This window comes from Enterococcus bulliens (genome assembly GCF_053761865.1).
Map to the genome: position 1 here is coordinate 67,061 of NZ_JBSMXK010000010.1, position 18,284 is coordinate 85,344.

General features: G+C 36.8%; 17 protein-coding genes, 1 tRNA gene and 1 other annotated feature. Of the genes, 2 read left to right on the plus strand and 16 right to left on the minus strand.

All coding sequences use genetic code 11. From position 1 onward, the window contains the following. Positions 1-126 precede the first annotated feature (126 nt). From ACWOEC_RS06775 to ACWOEC_RS06790, 4 genes are read right to left on the minus strand one after another with little or no spacing between them, the layout of a single operon-like run. Positions 127-957 (minus strand): carbohydrate ABC transporter permease, encoded by an 831-nt coding sequence (locus tag ACWOEC_RS06775; RefSeq protein ID WP_455306861.1) that lies wholly within the window; start codon positions 955-957, stop codon positions 127-129. 11 nt (positions 958-968) lie between these two features. Continuing rightward, on the minus strand, positions 969-1,841 hold the full coding sequence (locus ACWOEC_RS06780; protein ID WP_455306863.1) for a carbohydrate ABC transporter permease: 873 nt from the start codon (positions 1,839-1,841) through the stop codon (positions 969-971). A 5-nt stretch (positions 1,842-1,846) separates the two neighbouring features. Then, positions 1,847-3,109: an extracellular solute-binding protein gene (locus ACWOEC_RS06785; protein WP_455306865.1), complete on the minus strand. Its 1,263-nt coding sequence runs from the start codon at positions 3,107-3,109 to the stop codon at positions 1,847-1,849. 11 nt (positions 3,110-3,120) lie between these two features. Beyond that, complete coding sequence (locus ACWOEC_RS06790) at positions 3,121-5,325, minus strand: alpha-galactosidase (RefSeq protein WP_455306867.1); 2,205 nt, start codon at positions 5,323-5,325, stop codon at positions 3,121-3,123. A 137-nt stretch (positions 5,326-5,462) separates the two neighbouring features. Between ACWOEC_RS06790 and ACWOEC_RS06795 the strand changes: the two genes are divergently transcribed. Next, complete coding sequence (locus ACWOEC_RS06795) at positions 5,463-6,290, plus strand: AraC family transcriptional regulator (RefSeq protein ID WP_455306869.1); 828 nt, start codon at positions 5,463-5,465, stop codon at positions 6,288-6,290. A 53-nt stretch (positions 6,291-6,343) separates the two neighbouring features. Here the strand turns inward: ACWOEC_RS06795 and ACWOEC_RS06800 are convergent, their stop codons facing one another. From ACWOEC_RS06800 to ACWOEC_RS06850, 11 genes are all read right to left on the minus strand, one after another. Continuing rightward, positions 6,344-7,192, minus strand: coding sequence for a MetQ/NlpA family ABC transporter substrate-binding protein (locus tag ACWOEC_RS06800; RefSeq protein WP_455306871.1), 849 nt, complete (start codon positions 7,190-7,192; stop codon positions 6,344-6,346). Between the two features lie 15 nt (positions 7,193-7,207). Beyond that, the gene (locus tag ACWOEC_RS06805; RefSeq protein WP_455306873.1) at positions 7,208-7,894 is read right to left on the minus strand and encodes a methionine ABC transporter permease; all 687 of its coding nucleotides are present in this window, start codon (positions 7,892-7,894) and stop codon (positions 7,208-7,210) included. Beyond that, the gene (locus tag ACWOEC_RS06810; protein WP_455306875.1) at positions 7,887-8,918 is read right to left on the minus strand and encodes a methionine ABC transporter ATP-binding protein; all 1,032 of its coding nucleotides are present in this window, start codon (positions 8,916-8,918) and stop codon (positions 7,887-7,889) included. Before ACWOEC_RS06810 ends, ACWOEC_RS06805 begins: the two co-directional genes overlap by 8 nt. A gap of 94 nt (positions 8,919-9,012) precedes the next feature. Next, positions 9,013-9,256: a binding site (T-box leader), on the minus strand. Between the two features lie 57 nt (positions 9,257-9,313). Beyond that, on the minus strand, positions 9,314-9,652 hold the full coding sequence (locus ACWOEC_RS06815; RefSeq protein ID WP_297079341.1) for a glycine cleavage system protein H: 339 nt from the start codon (positions 9,650-9,652) through the stop codon (positions 9,314-9,316). Beyond that, a complete protein-coding gene (locus ACWOEC_RS06820; protein WP_297079343.1) occupies positions 9,634-10,008 on the minus strand; it encodes an arsenate reductase family protein in 375 nt (124 codons plus the stop codon). The genes ACWOEC_RS06815 and ACWOEC_RS06820 overlap by 19 nt, the downstream gene beginning before the upstream one ends. Before the next feature lie 34 nt (positions 10,009-10,042). Further along, on the minus strand, positions 10,043-11,221 hold the full coding sequence (locus ACWOEC_RS06825; protein ID WP_455306878.1) for an FtsW/RodA/SpoVE family cell cycle protein: 1,179 nt from the start codon (positions 11,219-11,221) through the stop codon (positions 10,043-10,045). A 110-nt stretch (positions 11,222-11,331) separates the two neighbouring features. Continuing rightward, complete coding sequence (locus ACWOEC_RS06830; protein ID WP_297079346.1) at positions 11,332-11,691, minus strand: hypothetical protein; 360 nt, start codon at positions 11,689-11,691, stop codon at positions 11,332-11,334. Positions 11,692-11,761: 70 nt separating this feature from the next. Continuing rightward, positions 11,762-11,834, minus strand: a tRNA-Thr gene (locus tag ACWOEC_RS06835). A gap of 112 nt (positions 11,835-11,946) precedes the next feature. Continuing rightward, positions 11,947-13,311: an APC family permease gene (locus ACWOEC_RS06840; RefSeq protein ID WP_455306880.1), complete on the minus strand. Its 1,365-nt coding sequence runs from the start codon at positions 13,309-13,311 to the stop codon at positions 11,947-11,949. 12 nt (positions 13,312-13,323) lie between these two features. Beyond that, positions 13,324-14,685: an APC family permease gene (locus ACWOEC_RS06845; protein ID WP_455306882.1), complete on the minus strand. Its 1,362-nt coding sequence runs from the start codon at positions 14,683-14,685 to the stop codon at positions 13,324-13,326. Between the two features lie 15 nt (positions 14,686-14,700). Next, positions 14,701-15,456 (minus strand): gamma-glutamyl-gamma-aminobutyrate hydrolase family protein, encoded by a 756-nt coding sequence (locus ACWOEC_RS06850; protein ID WP_455306884.1) that lies wholly within the window; start codon positions 15,454-15,456, stop codon positions 14,701-14,703. Between the two features lie 273 nt (positions 15,457-15,729). On the opposite strand from ACWOEC_RS06850, the gene ACWOEC_RS06855 reads away from it, so the two are divergent. After that, positions 15,730-16,296 carry a DUF4230 domain-containing protein gene (locus ACWOEC_RS06855; protein WP_455306886.1) on the plus strand — a complete coding sequence of 189 codons (567 nt, stop codon included), beginning with the start codon at positions 15,730-15,732 and terminating at the stop codon, positions 16,294-16,296. Positions 16,297-16,362: 66 nt separating this feature from the next. Here the strand turns inward: ACWOEC_RS06855 and ACWOEC_RS06860 are convergent, their stop codons facing one another. Next, on the minus strand, positions 16,363-18,087 hold the full coding sequence (locus tag ACWOEC_RS06860; RefSeq protein ID WP_455306888.1) for a DNA topoisomerase: 1,725 nt from the start codon (positions 18,085-18,087) through the stop codon (positions 16,363-16,365). Positions 18,088-18,284: the final 197 nt, after the last annotated feature.

Consider the following 18,284-nt stretch of genomic DNA (forward strand, 5'->3'; position numbering starts at 1 on the left):
ATTTCACACCAAAAAAATAGTATAAAATCTAAAATTACACAACTAAAGTAACTTAAAAAAGAGTGATGGAATTTTCCCAAGAAAATCTCATCACTTTTTTTCGTCTGCTTACTTCATCAGATAGCCTTATTTTACAGCACCATTACTCATACCAGCAATAATGTTACGTTGGAAAATCAGATAGACCACTGTAATCGTGAGGATTCCCAAAGTATAGGAAGCGAAACTTGGCCCATAATCATTAAAGTATTGACCTGTATAATTATATTGGAATAACGGAAGTGTCCACATTTTTGAATCTCGATTTAAAATCAATAATGGTAGCATGAAGTCATTCCAAAACCATAAAGCATTAATAATGATTGCCGTCGCATGCATTGGCTTTAGCATCGGAAATACGATCCTAAAATATGTTGTAAAACGATTGGCACCATCGATTTCAGCTGCTTCATCCAAACTAATCGGAACATTCAATTTAATAAAATTAACATATAAGAATAAAGTTTGTGGAATCGCATAAGTTAAGTAAAGTAAGATCAAGCCCCACATATTAGCTAATCCAATCTTACTCATCATAACTGTAATCGGAATCATAATGACTTGAAATGGAACAAAGATTCCCAAAATCAAGAAGAAATACATCAAGCCATAGGATAGTTTTTTAGGCATATTACGAGCTAAGGAATAAGCTGCCATTGGAACAATGAACAAAACTAATAAAACAGATAAAATCGTAATAACCGCTGAGTTAAAAAAATAGTGGCCAACTCCATCGATTAAAAGTTGTTTAAAATTATCCAGTATAAATGGATTTGGTAAACTGAAAAAATTTCCTGTAATATCTGCAGTCGTTTTAAATGAACTAATCAATGTGGTAAATAATGGAATTAAAATTAACACTCCGCCAAGAATCAACAAGCTATAATTAAAAATTTGCCCCTTTTTTGTAATCTTCATTGATCTTCCTCCTAAATTTCAAAACGTTTAGACAAACGAATTTGAATGATCGAAACTAAAGCAATTAAGATAAATAGGACTAGTGCAATAGCATTTGCATAACCGAACTGATTATTTTTAAACGCATAATTATAGACTAAAAGTCCTAAAGAAATAGTCGCATCATTCGGTCCGCCTCCGGTCAACGCGAAAATCTGATCAAATGCTGTTAGTCCACCCTTTAAAGCTAAGATGAATACAATAGAGATACTTGGTAATAGATAAGGCAATTCAATATTCCAAAAAATTTGTTTTGTATTGGCACCATCCATTTGCCCTGCTTCAAGAATTTCTTGAGGGACACTTTGAAATCCTGCAAGAAAAATGATTACTGGCATCGCAACACCTTGCCATAATAAAATGAAAATAACAGCAAAGATCGCTCCCCATTGTGTTCCTAATAAACCAGTTTTCAAAACGTCAATCCCTAATGCTTCTCCGATAGCTGGAAGACCATAATTAAAAATTTGGCGGAAAATCAAAGAAACGACAATACCTGATAAAACTGCTGGAAAAAAGAACCAAGCGCGAAAGAAGGTTCTTCCTTTAATCGGGGAATTCAATGCCCTAGCGATAAGAATCCCTAATCCAATTTGTCCAATAATCATGCAGCATGTCAAGATCACAGTAAATCCTATCGATTTCATGAATTTAGGATCCGATAATAAGATTCGATAATTGTTCAATCCAATAAAATCAAAATTATAGGTTAGGCCCGTCCAATTCGTAAAACTATAAAATGCTCCTTGTAACATTGGGAAATAGAAAAATACAAATTGTAGTAAGACTGGCACTATAAGAAAAGCCAGCGCCCAATGCTTGGTTATCATTTTTTTGACATTCATCATAATCACCTCTTCTCCGTCGCTTTCATAGGATTAAAGAATGCATTTAGTCCATCGATCATCATTTCTTGATCACCGTTATATAAATAATTTGTTGTCAATGTATAAAAATCATTCTCGCTATTCCAATCTTTAGCTAACCAAACTAAATGCTGGTCAGTAAAAGCTAAATCGGTTAATCCTTTTAGTGGTGAATCTGTGGTATTTTCAATAACTCCCTCAACCGCACAAGGAGATCCGTCTACATCGTAATATTTTTGCATCACTTCAGATGTCGTCATATAGTCAACAAACTTCTGTGCTTCTTTTTTATGCTTTGACTGTGCTGAAATCGATAAAGCCAAATCACCAGCACCAATCGTTAGACTTTTGTCTTTATTTTCTGCTGGGAAAGGAAATGTTGCAATTTCAAAATCTGGATTTTGCGACTGGATCAGCGGTAAAGCCCAAGAACCATTTGGCATGATCAGTGCATTACCTTTAGCAAACGCGACTACAGCATCGTTATATCCTGCACCTTGCCAGTTTTTTTGCATCGCACCGCTTTTTCGTAATAAGTCTAATCGTTCAAAGTCTCCTTGCATCGCTTTACTATCTTGTTTAATGCCATTTACTTTTGAAAAACGCCACACATCATTTGCTTGTGCTTCACCGCCAGTAACAGTGGCTATCGCGAGTTGATGATAGCCATTTAATGTCCAGCCTTCCGCACCAGCAATCGCAAACGGAGTCTGATTGGCTTGTTCAATTTTTGCTGTTAATTCTTGAAATTCTTGCCAAGTACTTGGTGCTATTAGACCCAATTGTTCAAATGCTGTCTTATTATAATAAAATCCATATACATTCGCTGTCAGGGGGATGTTATATATTTTATCTTCTACTGCAAAACGCTCAGCATAATTATTTTTGATGTTTTTCAAATAGGGTTCATCAGTTAAATCTTCTAAGTATCCAGCTTTTGCCCATTCTTGCAACTCGATACTTTGCGGATATAAATTGATTACATCTGGCGCATCTCCTGATAGCATTCTTGTTTTGATTACTTCGCCTGCATTGGGTACATCCACTACATCTACATGGATATCAGGATTTTTCTGTTCAAAATCGGCTGCAATTTCTTGGAGTGTTTTTGACATTTCTTTCTTTTGATTAAAATATTCAATCGTTACTTTCGAGGAGGTATCTGTTTTAGATGACTGCTGACACGCACTTAGTATAAGTAGTCCTACTGCCAGTAACACATACCGACTAATTTTATGGCTATTCATTTTATTCACTCCTATTCTTCAACTAAAGTAAAGCGGAATTCCCATGAAGAAAAATCTGTAGACTGTTGTGGTAGGTAAAATCCAATATTCATTAATTCATCACCACCATAAATTTCACCAGTAGACGCTTGATACAGTCGATGCTCATCTAAATTTTCTAATCTAAGAAGACTTGATGGTTCTTGGCCTTCGTTCAAAATTTTGAAAGCAAAGACTAAGATTTCTTTTTGATGTTCTGAATGAAATTGCCATACACACTGATTGGTATCAAACGGACTTTTTAATCGTGTAAAGATACCAAATTGTACTAGTCTTCTGATTTCTTTATAAAATGAAATCTGATTTACGATATCGTTTTGCTCTTGAACTGTGGCTTTTGTTAGGTCCAATTCATAACCAAAAACCGAACTCATGGCTACATTTCCTCTAGTATTTAAAGATACGCTTCTGCCTGTTTGGTGGTTTGGTATGGCCGAAACATGTGAGGTAAATGACGAAGGCGGATAAATCATAGATGTTCCATATTGAATTTTTAATCGTTCGATCGCGTCTGTATTATCACTCGTCCAAGATTGCGGCATGTAATACAACATCCCACTATCAAATCGTCCACCTCCACCAGAGCACCCTTCCCATAAAATATCAGGGTATTTCTCTGTCAAATTATCAAGTAGTTCGTAAAGTCCTAACACATAACGGTGCATTACCTCTCCTTGATTTTTAGGATTTAGTGCTAAAGAATATAGCTCAGAAATACTACGGTTCATATCCCATTTAACATAATCGATTGTTCCTTGTTCAAAAAGTTTTGAGAGCTGCTGAAAAATATTCTCACGAACTTCATTTCTACCTAGATCCAAAACATGTTGGCTTCTACTTGGAGCAGGATTTCGATTAGGATACGTCAGTACATAATCTGGATGTTGGCGATACAAGTCGGAATTTATGGAGATCATTTCTGGTTCCATCCATAATCCAAACCACAAATCTTTTGAATGAACATAGTCTGCAAAATGATTCAAACCATTAGGGAATTTCTTTTCATCTACAAACCAATCTCCCAGAGATGAAGTATCATCGTTTCTTTGCCCAAACCAACCATCATCCAAAACAAACATCTCTATTCCTACTTCTGCAGCTTTATCAACTAATGGTTTTAATCGTTCTTCATCAAAATCAAAATAAGTCGCTTCCCAATTATTGATTAAAATCGCTCTATCTTTGGTTTTAAATTTTCCTCTTGCGATACGAGTTGTCATAAGATGATGGAATGCTTGACTCATCTTGTTGACTCCCCGATCTGAATACGCCATTAATACCTCAGGAGTTTGGAATATTTCATTTGGTGCTAAATCCCAAGAAAATCCATCCTCATTGATTCCTCCGATGATCCGCAGTTGATTGAGTTGATCTTGTTCTAACTCAAATGCATGATTTCCAGAGTAGACTAAATTAAATCCATATACTTCTCCTTGAAATTCATCTGCATTATTTTTTTTAAGAATAATAGAATTATTCATATGATGACTTGTCGTACCACGACGGCTGCTAAATGTTCGGATACCTTTTTTTACAATTTCTTCTTGAATTTGTCGTTCACGATTATGTGCACCTGGAAATGAGATAACTGTAAAATCGTCTGGTGCTAAGTCTAACTGGAAAGAAGCTAATTTTTGAATCTCGACATGTGTAGAACTCAAATTATTTAGCTGTACTGATCGTGTAATGATTGGTAGATCACGATAGATCGTATATAACAAGACCATTTCTAATTGGCTGACTGCATCAATCATCGTGATAAATAACGTTTCAGCTTCAGAATCCTGTTCAACGTATGCTGCAGGTAATCCTGAAAGTTTCGGTTTTCCTTGCTCAATCTTAAATCCTGTATATTTGAAATTAAAAGCATAACTTCCATCTGATTGGCTAATTTTAGCAGCAGAAATACGAAAATCTCCTTCACCCACACAACTAAATTCGCGAAGGAGCGTATCTAAAGAAAACGTCCGATCTGTTTGGTTTGCTTCAGCTAAATTTCCAGAAAAACCACGATCGATCCGTGGGTATTGACGTTGTCCGTGGTAACTTTTAACGGCCTTACCAAAATACAATTGGTTAATTTGATCATATTCTTCAATAGAGAATACATAACTAACTTGATTATTTTGTAAATGAAAGACTTTTTTTGTCTGGTCATACGTAATTAAATTCTTCATAAGATCTCCTTTTTGTTACCGCTTTCTTTGATAGTTCTAGTTTATCAAGTTTATTTTTAAGAAAACATAGCTAGATGTTTTAAAAATATGTCATAATGATTTAAAGACTTTTTGACATGTAGAAAGGAAAAAATATTATGTTATATGATTACAAGAAAATAAGTATTGAACATTTTGACTTCTCGATTTTATTTTATGGTAGAGAATTAACACCATCAAATTACGCCTATTCTGGAAAAAATACTCGCGATTGTTATGTGCTCCATTATATCGAATCTGGCAAAGGAACTTTTGCTAGCGCTGGTAATCCAATGGTTCAATTAAAAGCTGGAGATGTGTTTATATTACCAAAATCGGTTCCTTGTTTTTATCAGGCTGACAGCGATGATCCTTGGACCTATAGTTGGATTGGTCTATCGGGAAATACGATAAAAGAAATCTTACTGCAAAGCCAGTTAATGGATAAATACTATCTTCGTTCGACGATGAATCATTCGTTTGCTACTGCTTTTTCTACACTACTTATAAATTTACATGAGCCTCTTAATCTTAGTAATAGACTGCTTATACAAGGAAACCTATTGACACTTTTTCACTTCTTGTTAACCGACTTTCCAGCTAAAAATTTGCAAAAAAAAGATATTGCTTATGACCAATTTTTACGTGCAACTACTTTACTAAAAAATAATTTAGAAAAAAGTTACAATATTACTGATATGGCAGCAGCACTACATCTATCAAGGAGTTATATCTATACTATCTTCAAAAAATTTAGTGAGTATAGTCCACAAGAATATTTGTTGAATTTACGAATCGATACTGCGAAAAGTCTATTGGTAGAAACGGATTATTCACTTCAAACTATCGGACAGCTTGTCGGCTACAAAGATCCTTTTACTTTTTCAAAGGCGTTTAAACGGATTACAAATCAATCTCCACAAGAATTCAGAAAAATCAGTTCATAAAAAAACTCCCACAACTCGTTTCCTATCCAAACGAGTTGTGGGAGTGTGTTACCTTATTTTGAGTCAGCTGGGACGATTTTGATTGAGCCATTCCATTTATCTTGTACGTATTTTTCTACGTCTTCCGAGTGTAAGACTTCGATCAATTTTTTGATTTTATCTTCGTTTTCATCGCCTTTACGAACTGCGATGATATTTACGTATGGTGTGTTGTCTTTTTCTAATAATACAGCATCTTTAGCAGGAACTAAATCGATTCCTAATGCATAGTTAGCATTGATAGCAACTAGATCTGCTTCATCATTTTTATACGTTGCCGCAAGTAGTGAAGGATCGATATCATGTTTGAATTTCAAATCTTTAGGGTTTTCTGCGATATCATCAAATGTTGCTGTTTCTTTATCGACGCCATCTTTTAATTTGATCAATTCATTTTCTTCTAAGATTGTCAAAATACGACCCCAGTCAGATTCTGAATTTGACGTAATGATCGTTGCGCCATCTTTTAAGTCTTTAATATCTTTTATACGTTGAGAATACAAGCCCATTGGTTCTAAATGAACGGCACCAGCATTAACCAAGTCAAATCCATTGTCTTTATTGGCTTTATTTAGGTATGGGATGTGTTGGAAGTAGTTGGCATCGATGTCACCTGCGGCCAAGGCCTTATTTGGTAAAATATAATCATCAAAGATCTTGATTTGTAGATCAATACCTTCTTTTTTCAAGATCGGTTTTGCTTGTTCTAAAATCTCTGCATGTGGTGTCGCTGAAGCTCCGACGATCAATGTTTTATCGTCACTTTTGCTTTTTGATGTGTCATCTGAGCTTGAATTCCCGCAAGCTGCTAACCCTACAACTGCTGCTGCAATTGTCACGAAACCTAATAATTTTTTCTTCATGTGTAATTCCCCCTATTATCGTTTGTCTGTACGTTTTGTTAAATAATCTCCAATTGCTTGGATAATAAATACGATTACTAAAATCAAAGCTGTTGCGACCAAAGTAATTGTATAATTACTACGTTGATACCCTTCTTGCCAAGCGACCGCTCCTAAACCACCGGCACCGACTGCTCCGGCAATTGCCGTGTAGCCGATCATCGTGATCGTGGTCACTGTCACACCAGAAATTAGTGAAGGTAAACTTTCTGGAATCAAGATCTTATAGATAATCTCACCATAGCTTGCCCCCATTGCCTCAGCTGCTTCTAATACTCCTGCATCGACTTCACGAAATGAAATCTCGACTAGACGCGCATAAAACGGTGTCGCTGAAAGTACCAAAGCTGGAATCGCCGCTGTTGCACCTAAAAAGGTCCCGACTAAAATCGTGGTCACTGGAATCAACAGTACGATCAAAATCATAAATGGCGTTGAGCGAAAAATATTACTAATGATCGAAACGATCGTATAAATAAGTTTAGATGACGTAGATGATTTGCGTCCTAATGTGTATAAGGCAAGCCCTAGAAGCAAACCTAAGATAACTACTAGAATAGTCGAAATGATTGTCATATAAAGCGTGTTGTATATAGAAACACTCATCGTCGACCAATCGACTTTTTCAAAGTTGAAATACGTTTCGACAAATCCCTTATTCATGTGTAACCACCTCTGTTTCTACCTGTTTTGTTGCAAAAAATGCTAATGTATCTTCGATCGCAGATTCTGCACCTGTAATCAAGATCGTAAGGGAACCAAAGGCACCTTCTTTTGCTTGCTGGATTTTCCCGAAGACGACGTTGATATCGACTGGAAATTGGCGGATCGCTTGTGAGATGACAGGTTCATTGGCATTGTTTTCTTTAAACGTCAATGTCACGATACGTCCAGTTGGATTTTCTGTTAAAAAGGTTTGAAGCAATTCTTCATCTGCTTGCATCTCGATATTTTGACGAACAAAACGCTTCGTGATTGCTTCTTTAGGATGACGGAATACCTCAACGACCGTGCCTTCTTCAACGACCTGACCTTTTTCCATCACGGCGACTTTATTACAGATCTGACGCACCACATCCATTTCGTGTGTGATCAAGACGATCGTTAAGTGTAATTTTTCGTTGATTTCTTGTAAAAGATTCAAAACTTCTTCTGTCGTTTGAGGATCTAAGGCACTTGTTGCTTCATCGCAAAGTAAGATCTCTGGATCGTTTGCTAAAGCACGCGCGATTCCGACTCGTTGTTTTTGTCCGCCAGAAAGTTCAGAAGGATACGCTTTTTCGCGTCCTTCTAATCCAACTAGGGCCAATAATTCTAAAGCTTTTTCTGTTCGTTTCGCTTTAGAAACACCAGCTAATTCTAGTGGTAATTCCACATTTTCTTGTAAAGTACGTGACCAAAGTAAATTAAAATGTTGAAAGATCATTCCGATTTTTTTACGAAACGTTCTTAATTCTTTATTTTTTAATGCAGTCACACTTTGTCCATTGACGATCACTTCACCTGTACTTGGTAGTTCTAAACCATTTAACAAGCGAACCAACGTACTTTTTCCTGCTCCTGAATATCCGACGATCCCAAAGACATCTCCTTTATCGACTTCTAAAGAGACCCCATTTAAGGCATGGATCGTGTTGTCTTTTCGAGGATATGCTTTTGTTACGTTTTGTAGTTCAATAAATGCCATGATGCGTTCTCCTCCACTGCTGTTCTTTTCAATTTCGACTCTTTTTGTAAAATAGCTAAAAAAAAAACTTTCATCCTTCGTACAACTAAATTGCACAAAGGACGAAAGTATCATTTCCGTGTTACCACCTTTATTCGCTGGATTTCCAGCCTCACAAGTACTTAGAGAAACTCTCTGCATACTGTTACGCGTTAACGGGCGTATCCCGTAGTGGCTTGTCCGAAAACTCACCAGCTCTGCTCTAAAGACCATTTTCTAAACCACTTCCAGACTCCTTTTCAGCAACCGGAGCTCTCTAAACTTTCAGTGAAATATACTTATCTTTTCATTGCTTTTTAATATTAAGCAGATTATAACAAGCTCTCATGAACCTGTCAAATGTTTCTTGAAGTTTTTTATAAAGCTTCAAAAGCAGCCGGATCAACATCTTTTAAACTGATGAACCAAGCATTTAGTTCATCTTGATCGTTTAAGACATCGATATTTTCATCAATTTTCTCATTGATGGAAGATACGACACCTGCTAAAGGACTTACAAATTCATTCACCGCTTTTTCAGCTTCGACTTCTAAGATCGTATCGCCTACTTCAACTACTTTACCCGCTTTAGGTAAAGTCGCAAACGTTACATCTCCTAATTCTTCTTGTGCTTCATTTGTTAAGCCAAGACAATATTCTGTTCCGTTGAACAAAATCCAAACATTATCTTTTTTCTTTAAGCATTTTTTTTCCATTCTTCTACGATCCCTTCATAGACTTCTTCTTTAAAGCCATTTAATACAAATTCATCATTTTTCAAAATAATCGGACGTTTCAATAACATTCCATCTGAAGCTAAGATCTCACTAGCTTCTTCTAAGGATAAATCATTAAGTTGATCTTTTAAGCCTAATTCACGGTAACGTTTGCCGCTTGTATTAAAAAAGCGACGTAACGGTAATTCACTAGACGTCATCCAATTTTTGATTTCAGTTGCAGATGGAGTCTGTGTAACGATATCGATCAACTCTACATTATCTAATCGACCACTTAAATACACCATTGCTTTTTTACATGTCGAACACTTTGGATAACCATATACGGTAACCATGCTTTTGTCTCCCTTTCCCCTAAAACGCTCGTTTTTATTTCGTACTCGCTTGAAAACGCATCGATAAAATCAATCCGATCCCAATCATATTACTTAGTAATGCTGATCCACCTTGGCTAATAAAAGGTAATGGTATCCCTGTTAATGGTAACAGCCCAATATTTGCCCCGATGTTTTCAAATACGTGGAACAAGATCATCATGATAATCCCAGCTGAGATATACGCATAAAATTCATTATTCGTATCATAACACACTCGAATCATTCGATAGATCAATACAAAATATAAAAAGACAACTAGCGCACTGCCGATAAATCCGAAGTTTTCCCCAATCACAGAAAAAATCATATCAGATTCACGAACGGATACATAGATATCACTCACATTGAAACCTTTTCCTAACAATCCTCCAGATCCAATCGCCATAATCGAAGTGGCTACCTGTCTAGAGCTCCCCTGGATGTCGTGGAAAGGATCCAACCATGAGTCGATTCGTTTAAATTGGTACGCTTTAAACCCAAAATGATATAAAAAGTCGCGGCCGTTGTCACTCACCACTAAAAATAAGATGATTCCGCTCAAAATCAAGAACGTCGCAATCAGTGGCACAACGATTTTCCACGTAATGCCAGACATCAAAAAGATCCCACCAAAAATCGCCAAGAAGACGAGCATCGTTCCGAAATCTTTTTGTAGTAAAACTAAAAGTAAAACTGGTAGTGTCACTGCAAACATTTTGCCGATCAACGTAGCATCTGATGCCAGATTACGCTGTCGATATTTTGAATTATGAGACGTTACGATACGTGCCATCATCAAAATGTACGCAATCTTCATTAATTCAGCAGGTTGTAAGGTAAACCCACCAAAGTGAAACCAGTTTCGTGATCCAGTGGATTCTGCTAGAGAGCGGTCATAAAATTCCAGCAAGGCTAACATGATGACCAGACCTCCGCCGTAGATATAAGGCGTCAACTTCCACAACCATTTTGATTTGATTTGCATAATAATAATAACAGCAATAATGCCTAAAACATACCATAATGCTTGCTTTGCGACACCAGCAAATAAACTTCCTTTATACAAAGGATTTTGTGCATAGGCGACATATAGCGCACCTAGACCAATCAAATAAAGAAGAAAGACTGGTAAGATGACGCCATAGTCGATGCGGCTGTCTATTCTTTTTGTTGTTCTGCGATTATTTTCCATGAATTCTCTCTTTCTCTTTTTTTCTAAATGCTCTTTTCCATTATAGACCTAGTAATTCTAGATTGAAAAGAGAAGTTTAAAAGATGAATAAAAATTTACAGTTTCATTTCTTAATCATGAAATCGTTTATTCATTATTTTCTGAAAATCGTCTTTACGTGAGATAAATTTGAACATCAAATAGACCGCTCCAGCAAGTAAGAGCGTAATGGCATAAGCTAGATTACCGTGCCAGAAACTATTCATATTGATCAATGCAATCAACGTCAGCACTAACCAGTAATAGGCTAGAATTCGTCTAAAGATCCCCTTAGGACCAATTTTCGCAAAATACCGATTCCATTTATCTAAAGTCATCTTTTGTAGATCACGCTTGATTCGAAAATGAAGCATCATTAAACCAACAGCTAAAACACTTGCTAATTTAATACTGATCACAAACACAAGTAGTGTGCCTAAAATAAACCACATCTAAAATTCCTCCTTTACTTGTGTAAAAAATAAAAATGTTGACCATCATCAGATGATCAACATTCTCTAATGCCAGCTGCAGGGATCGAACCTGTGACCTACGCGTTACGAGTGCGTTGCTCTACCTACTGAGCTAAGCTGGCAAACTACACTCTAAATTATAAAAAAGTTTCACTTGTTTGTAAAGACTAAGTACTTGAAAACCCAACAAAAAAACAGAATGATCCTACCTGAATCATTCTGTTTTTTTAGTTGTTATTTAGTTGGATTTTGTTTGTGTACACTCGTCGATTCTTCTTTATTTTTGATTGATGTCATATAAACGATCGTTCCTACTACAAACACCGCAACAATAATGACTAATGCCATCATTTGGATATTTGTAAGAAGATACAATGAAATCATCAAGGCAATGATCGGAATCGTATAGCCACCTTTTAATGAAAAACCATTATTTGGATATTGTTTAGTATGTTTAAATTTCATAACGGCTAAAATAGAAGGCACGTATTGAATAAACGATACGATGACGATACAAGCAACTAAAAAGATATAGCTAAATGAAGTCATCACCATACTGATCAATGAAGATACGATCACTGCTACGATTGGTGCACCATATTTGTTTGTTTTTGCTAAAATGCTAGGCAATAAATGATGTTCATCGGCTAAAGAAGCTGCAAGGGTCGGTGTACTAAAAGATACTGCAAAGGCTACACCAAAAATCGATACGATCATCCCAACGATGACGATCGAGTACGCCCATGAGCCGACTGTTGATTGCATCGCTTGAGCGATCGGCAATGTGTATTCAGTGATTTTTGGTCCCAAGATCCCAATAGCGATCGCTTGGACTAAAACATAGATGATCGTCACACTAGACATCACTAAGATCAAGGCTTTCGGAATATTTTTTTCAGGATTATCCATTTGTGCCGCTGCTACTGGAATAAATGAAAAACCTGTAAACATATAAAAGACGACACTAAATCCTGCACCAAAATCTTTCATTACGTCGCTTGCATTCTTTGCACTTGTGGGGATGAATGGTGAAAAATAATATGTATGCACAAAGAACACACCAATAACTAAAAAGAAAACTAATGTAATGATTTTAAATGCTGAAGAGATATTATCGACCCACTTCACCATACCTGTTCCAAAATAATTGATAATTGCCAAAATAATAATCAAGCCAATAGGAAATACGACTTCGATCACACTATTTTTCATCGTGGGTACGATCGGTTTTAAGGTACGCAATAACGCTACGACTTCAGCTGAGAGCGTCAGACAACCTAAAAACCAAGAGAACAATCCGATTTGAAACCCTGTAAATTTTCCAAACGCATTGTACGAATACAGCCACGCTGCTCCTGATCCTGAAAAACGACTCGATAAATCAGCATAACATAATGCAACCATACTCACAGTGATCGCTGCCATCAATAAGACAAAGATACTCATTACGCCGCTATCTTTATAGATTTGTTGTGGAAGCAAAAATGCTCCAGAGCCGACAATTGCATTGATCCCTAAAAAATAGATCGAGAAGAAGCTAAGTTTTTTTTGTGGCTGTTTCTTCGACACAAGCGATGTTTGGATTTCTCCAGCTGCCATGATGCATTCCTCCTATTCTTTTTTCGTACTAACTGGACTGACTGCGTTATGATCAAATCGAGCTTCTGCTAGGTAAATGATCACACCGACAACAAAAACACTCACTGCAACTAAAATCACTTTAAAGTTAAATCCTACTAATAAATACATTGAACCAATCAACGCTAAAATCGGAATCGTATAGCCTCCTGGCAAATGGAATCCTTGTGTTGGGAATTCCTTATTGTTGTGAAATTTCATTGTTGCTAAAATCGTTGGAATGTATTGCACAAAATTCGCACATACCATACACGTTGCTAAGAAGACATAGCTACCAGTCAACAGTAAGAGTGAACTGATCACGACCGTCAATAAAATCGAAATATACGGCGCATCGTAACGATTGGTTTTTCCAAAGAATTTAGGCAATAAATGGTGCTCATCAGACAGTGATGACGCGATGATCGGAACATCAAATGAAGAAGCAAAAGCTACACCAAATGTTGAAATCGTACTACCAGCAATGATGATATAATAACCCCAACTACCTAACATATGGCTCATGGCTTCAGCTACGGGAATCGTCGTTTTCGCTAATCCTGAGCCCAATACTCCAATAGCTAAAGCTTGAACAACTACATAGATCGTCATAACAGATAACATGATGGTAACCAACGCTTTTGGCAGATTTTTCTGAGGATTATTCATTTTACGCGCTGCGATCGGTAAAAATGAGAATCCCGTAAACATGTAAAAGACAACACTATACGTATTACTAACACTCTTAAATAAGCCACTTGAAGAATCCATACGTTCTGGAACTAATGGCGAAAAGTTGCTGAATTTCAAGAAAAAGACACCCACGAGAATAAATAATGCAACTGTAAGTAACTTCAAACCAGAAGAAAGATTGCTAACAAATTTCACTGAATTGACACCAAATAAATTAATAATACCTAAAAGGACAATAAAACCAATTCCAAATCCGAGCGAAATCCATTGATTGGCTAAACTTGGAATCATATTTTTAAAAATACGAATCAAAGCAGCAATCTCAGCGGAAATCGAAACGACTCCGGCAAACCACATAAAAAAGCCGACTTCAAATCCGACAAATTTTCCATAAGCATGATAGGAATACAACCATGCTCCCCCTGACTCAGAGAAACGACCAGATAAATCAGCGTAACATAGCGCAATCAACAACGTCGAGATTCCCGCGGCAATAATACAAACGAGTCCCCACATGACACCTGCATCTTGATAGATTTGTTGTGGGAGTAAAAATGTTCCCGAACCAATGATTCCGTTGATTCCTAAAAGAAAAATCGAGAAAAACGATAATTTTTTCATTAAACTGACTGCCTGTTTGGCAGTAGGTTTTGCTTGTGCCATGAGAGAACTCCTTTCTTATTGAATCCGAGCGGCAACTCGTTGGATAAAGTCACGATAGATATCTAACATTTGCGGATTTTCTGGCCATAGATTTTCAGGGTGCCATTGTACAGCTAAAATTTGATCGTCCCCTTTACTTTCAACTGCTTCAACTAATCCATCTGGGCTTTGCGCCACAACCCGTAGTCCTTGCGCAATTTCATGAACCGCTTGATGATGACGTGAGTTTACAAATACTTTCGTTCCAATCAAATTGGCTAGACGACTATCCGCTTCAACTTCAACATAATGAGATGGTTTATGAGCTGGAGTCGTCGCGTTATAATTTTCGTGCTTGATATAAAATTCTGGATGTTTGGTTTTGATATCTTGATATAAACTACCACCTAAAGCTACATTGATTAATTGAAATCCCCGACAATTTCCTAGAATCGCTTTGTCATTATGATATGCTACCCGACAAAGTTCGATTTCAAAACGATCTTTTTCAGTATCGAAATTACCACAACCCCATTCAGGATCTTCACCGTAAAATTGAGGATCGATATCTGCACCACCTACAAAATAAAACCCGTCAAAACAAGTTAAATATTCACGAATATTTTCTTCGCGTACATCTTTATCTGGTATCGGTAAAATCGCAGGCAGTCCCCCGGCTTTTGTAATTGAGTCACAAACAGCACTCGTTGCGTAATCAGATTGGAACAGACTTAAAGCGCTTGCATCTCTTAAAATGACGTCTGCTATAATCGCGATTCTTGGTTTTCTCATTTTTTGTTCCTCCTGTATAATCAATGTTTTTTTACATTGTTTACTTTATCACATGAAGATGATGCTTGGAGTGTGATTAAACAAACAGTTTTGTACGATAATCATGCAACCTTGTAAGGTACTAAAAAAGAGGCTGTAACAAAAGTAGATAGCTCTAAAAAATAAGCAGAATTATGCCGAGAATAGTTTTATCTATGATTTAAATCTTTAGCTACACTAGTCTTTTTCTTTACAAAAAGTAGCGGCTTTCTTCTTTAAAAAAGGTGGTACAAAATGAAGGTATTCAAAAAAATCTTAGGCTTTAAACTTTACTTATGGATCATCTTGCTCCTCGCTTTGATAGCCTTAGTGGGGGCATTCTTTTTACGCAGCTCTTCTGGTACTTCAATTTCTTCATCACAATCCGTCGTAAAATATATTGAAGAGGTGAACGAACAAGTCTTCTTAAATGTTGGAATCGAACACGTCGAAACCAAAACCAATAATACAACGATCTCTTGGACAAAAATCGGAATTCCATTTTCAGAGAAAAAAGTGTTGATCATCTTGAACTATCAAGCAAAGTTGGGAATCAAAGCTCCGGCTAAAATCGAAGAAATCTCTGAACATGCATATAAAATCACTTTGCCAAAATACGAAGTGATCGGTATCGAGCTTGATCCGGATAAACCTTACGAACTATACGATTCACAAGGCGAACTGTTAAGCTATTCGACAAAAGATGTCAACATTGGTGAGATTGTTGCAAAAACACTATCAAATAGTGTTCAAGAAAAATATCTTTCGCAATACACCAAACAACTCAATGAATCTGCTAAAATTACTATCAGACACTTTTAAAACCCCTTGATCCTGACATTCAACTTGAATTTGAATTTACAGAATAAAAAAAACGACCTAGATGATCTAGGTCGTCTCAGCTTGACTAACGGGATTTAGATAGCCTTTTTCATTACAATGTATCTTGATTTGATACGTTGCTTTTTCCTCTGTCTTAATTCCAGTGATGAGTGTTTCTTTTCCAACTAGTAGCTCTTCGATATTTTTCTTAGTCAATTTTTTTCGTCGAAAATGTGTCGAGAGCGTAAAGCGACAATTCGGATACGCGATACAGCCATAGAAGCCTTTTTTTTCGATGAGTTCGTGTTGACAGCGTGGACATTTTCCAATGACTTTACCCGTTGGTTTAGGGATAAAATCAGCTGTATTCACCTGTAATTGCGCGATCTCATTAGGGACAGTTTGCAATAGATGCAAAATAAACTTTTGGATATTCGCTAAAAAATTTTCTTGTGATCCTGTTTGTTGACCGATTTTTTTTAAGTAACGCTCCCACTTGGCCGTCATTTCAGCACTTGCAAGTAAAGAATCGTTTCCGAGAGCTTCACTTAAAAGCGCACCTTTTTTGGTGACGAACAATTGATTTTTTTCTAGACGAATGTATTCCTTATGCTTTAAGGTTTCAATGATACTTGCTCTAGTCGCTTCTGTCCCGATCCCTTCGATCTCTTTTAAGATCTGGCTAGCCTCTTCGTCTTCAACTTGTTTATTCGCTGTTTTCATCGCGGTCAAAAGCGTACCTTCTGTAAATGGTTTGGGCGCTTGCGTTTTCTTTTCAACAAATAAAATCTCTCCAGAAACAGCTTCATCGACTTTAACTTTAGGCAATAAATCTTCTTCTTTTGTCTGTTGTTTTTTACTTTTAGGAAACAACACTTTCCAACCTTCTTCTAAAGGCACTTTACCGATCGCTTTGAAATTCGCTTGTTCAAATGCTACATGGATCACCGTTTCTTCATAGGTATAATCTGGAGCAAACATCGCGATCGTTGTTTGCATCACCAACTGATAGATCTGTTGTTGCAATTGAGGTAAACGTGCAAAACGTTCTGCTGTAGGAACTTGTTTAGTCGGAATGATCGCGTGATGCTCTTGGACTTTTTTATCATCTACGTAGCGTTTACGTGTCTTTTGCTGTGGCAGTTCTCCTTGATACCCTAGAAAGCGAGTATATTTTTCGAGTTGTGCTACAAGATACGAAAATTCATTATTAGTAATAAACGGTGTATCTGTTCTGGGATACGTTAAAAGTTTCGCTTCGTATAATTTTTGAACAGCTTCTAGCGTTTGGCTTGCACTTGCTTTGTAGATCTGGTTGATTTTTGATTGTAGACTACTAAGTGAAAACAATAACGGACTTGGTGTTTTCTTTTTCTTTTTTTCCACTTTGGTAATCTTACCTGTAGTGTGAGGTGGATCGATCGCAACTTTTCGCAAATAGTCTTGCGCTTCTTCTTTCGTTTTAAATCGTTGGTGCGGATCTAAATGGGCGATGAATTCACCATTTTCTGCTTGGACCTTGGCATCTAATTCAAAAAAAGGTTCTGGTTTAAAGTTTTCGATTTCCTTTTGGCGCTTATGCACGATCGCAAGTGTCGGTGTTTGCACCCGACCAATCGAAAAGACACCTGAAATCCCTCGTTTTTGTAACGATAACGTATATAACTGACTGCCATTCATCCCAATCAACCAATCCGCGATCTGTCTGGTTTGAGCTTCCTTGTAAAACGGATAATAATCCATACCAGATCTTAATTCTTGAAATCCTTTATAGATGACATCTTTTTCCATCGAGTTGATCCACAAGCGTTGGTACGTTTTTTCTTCTGAAAAAGCTTGGGCTTGATGGATGATCGACCACGCGAATATCGATAGGTAAACTTTTGAAATAATCTCCAGTTTTTCCCCCGATCCACACCGTGCATGCGATTTTCACCGCACACGGCGTTCTATCAACAAATTAAACCTTTTTTTGTTTTCCTAAGTCT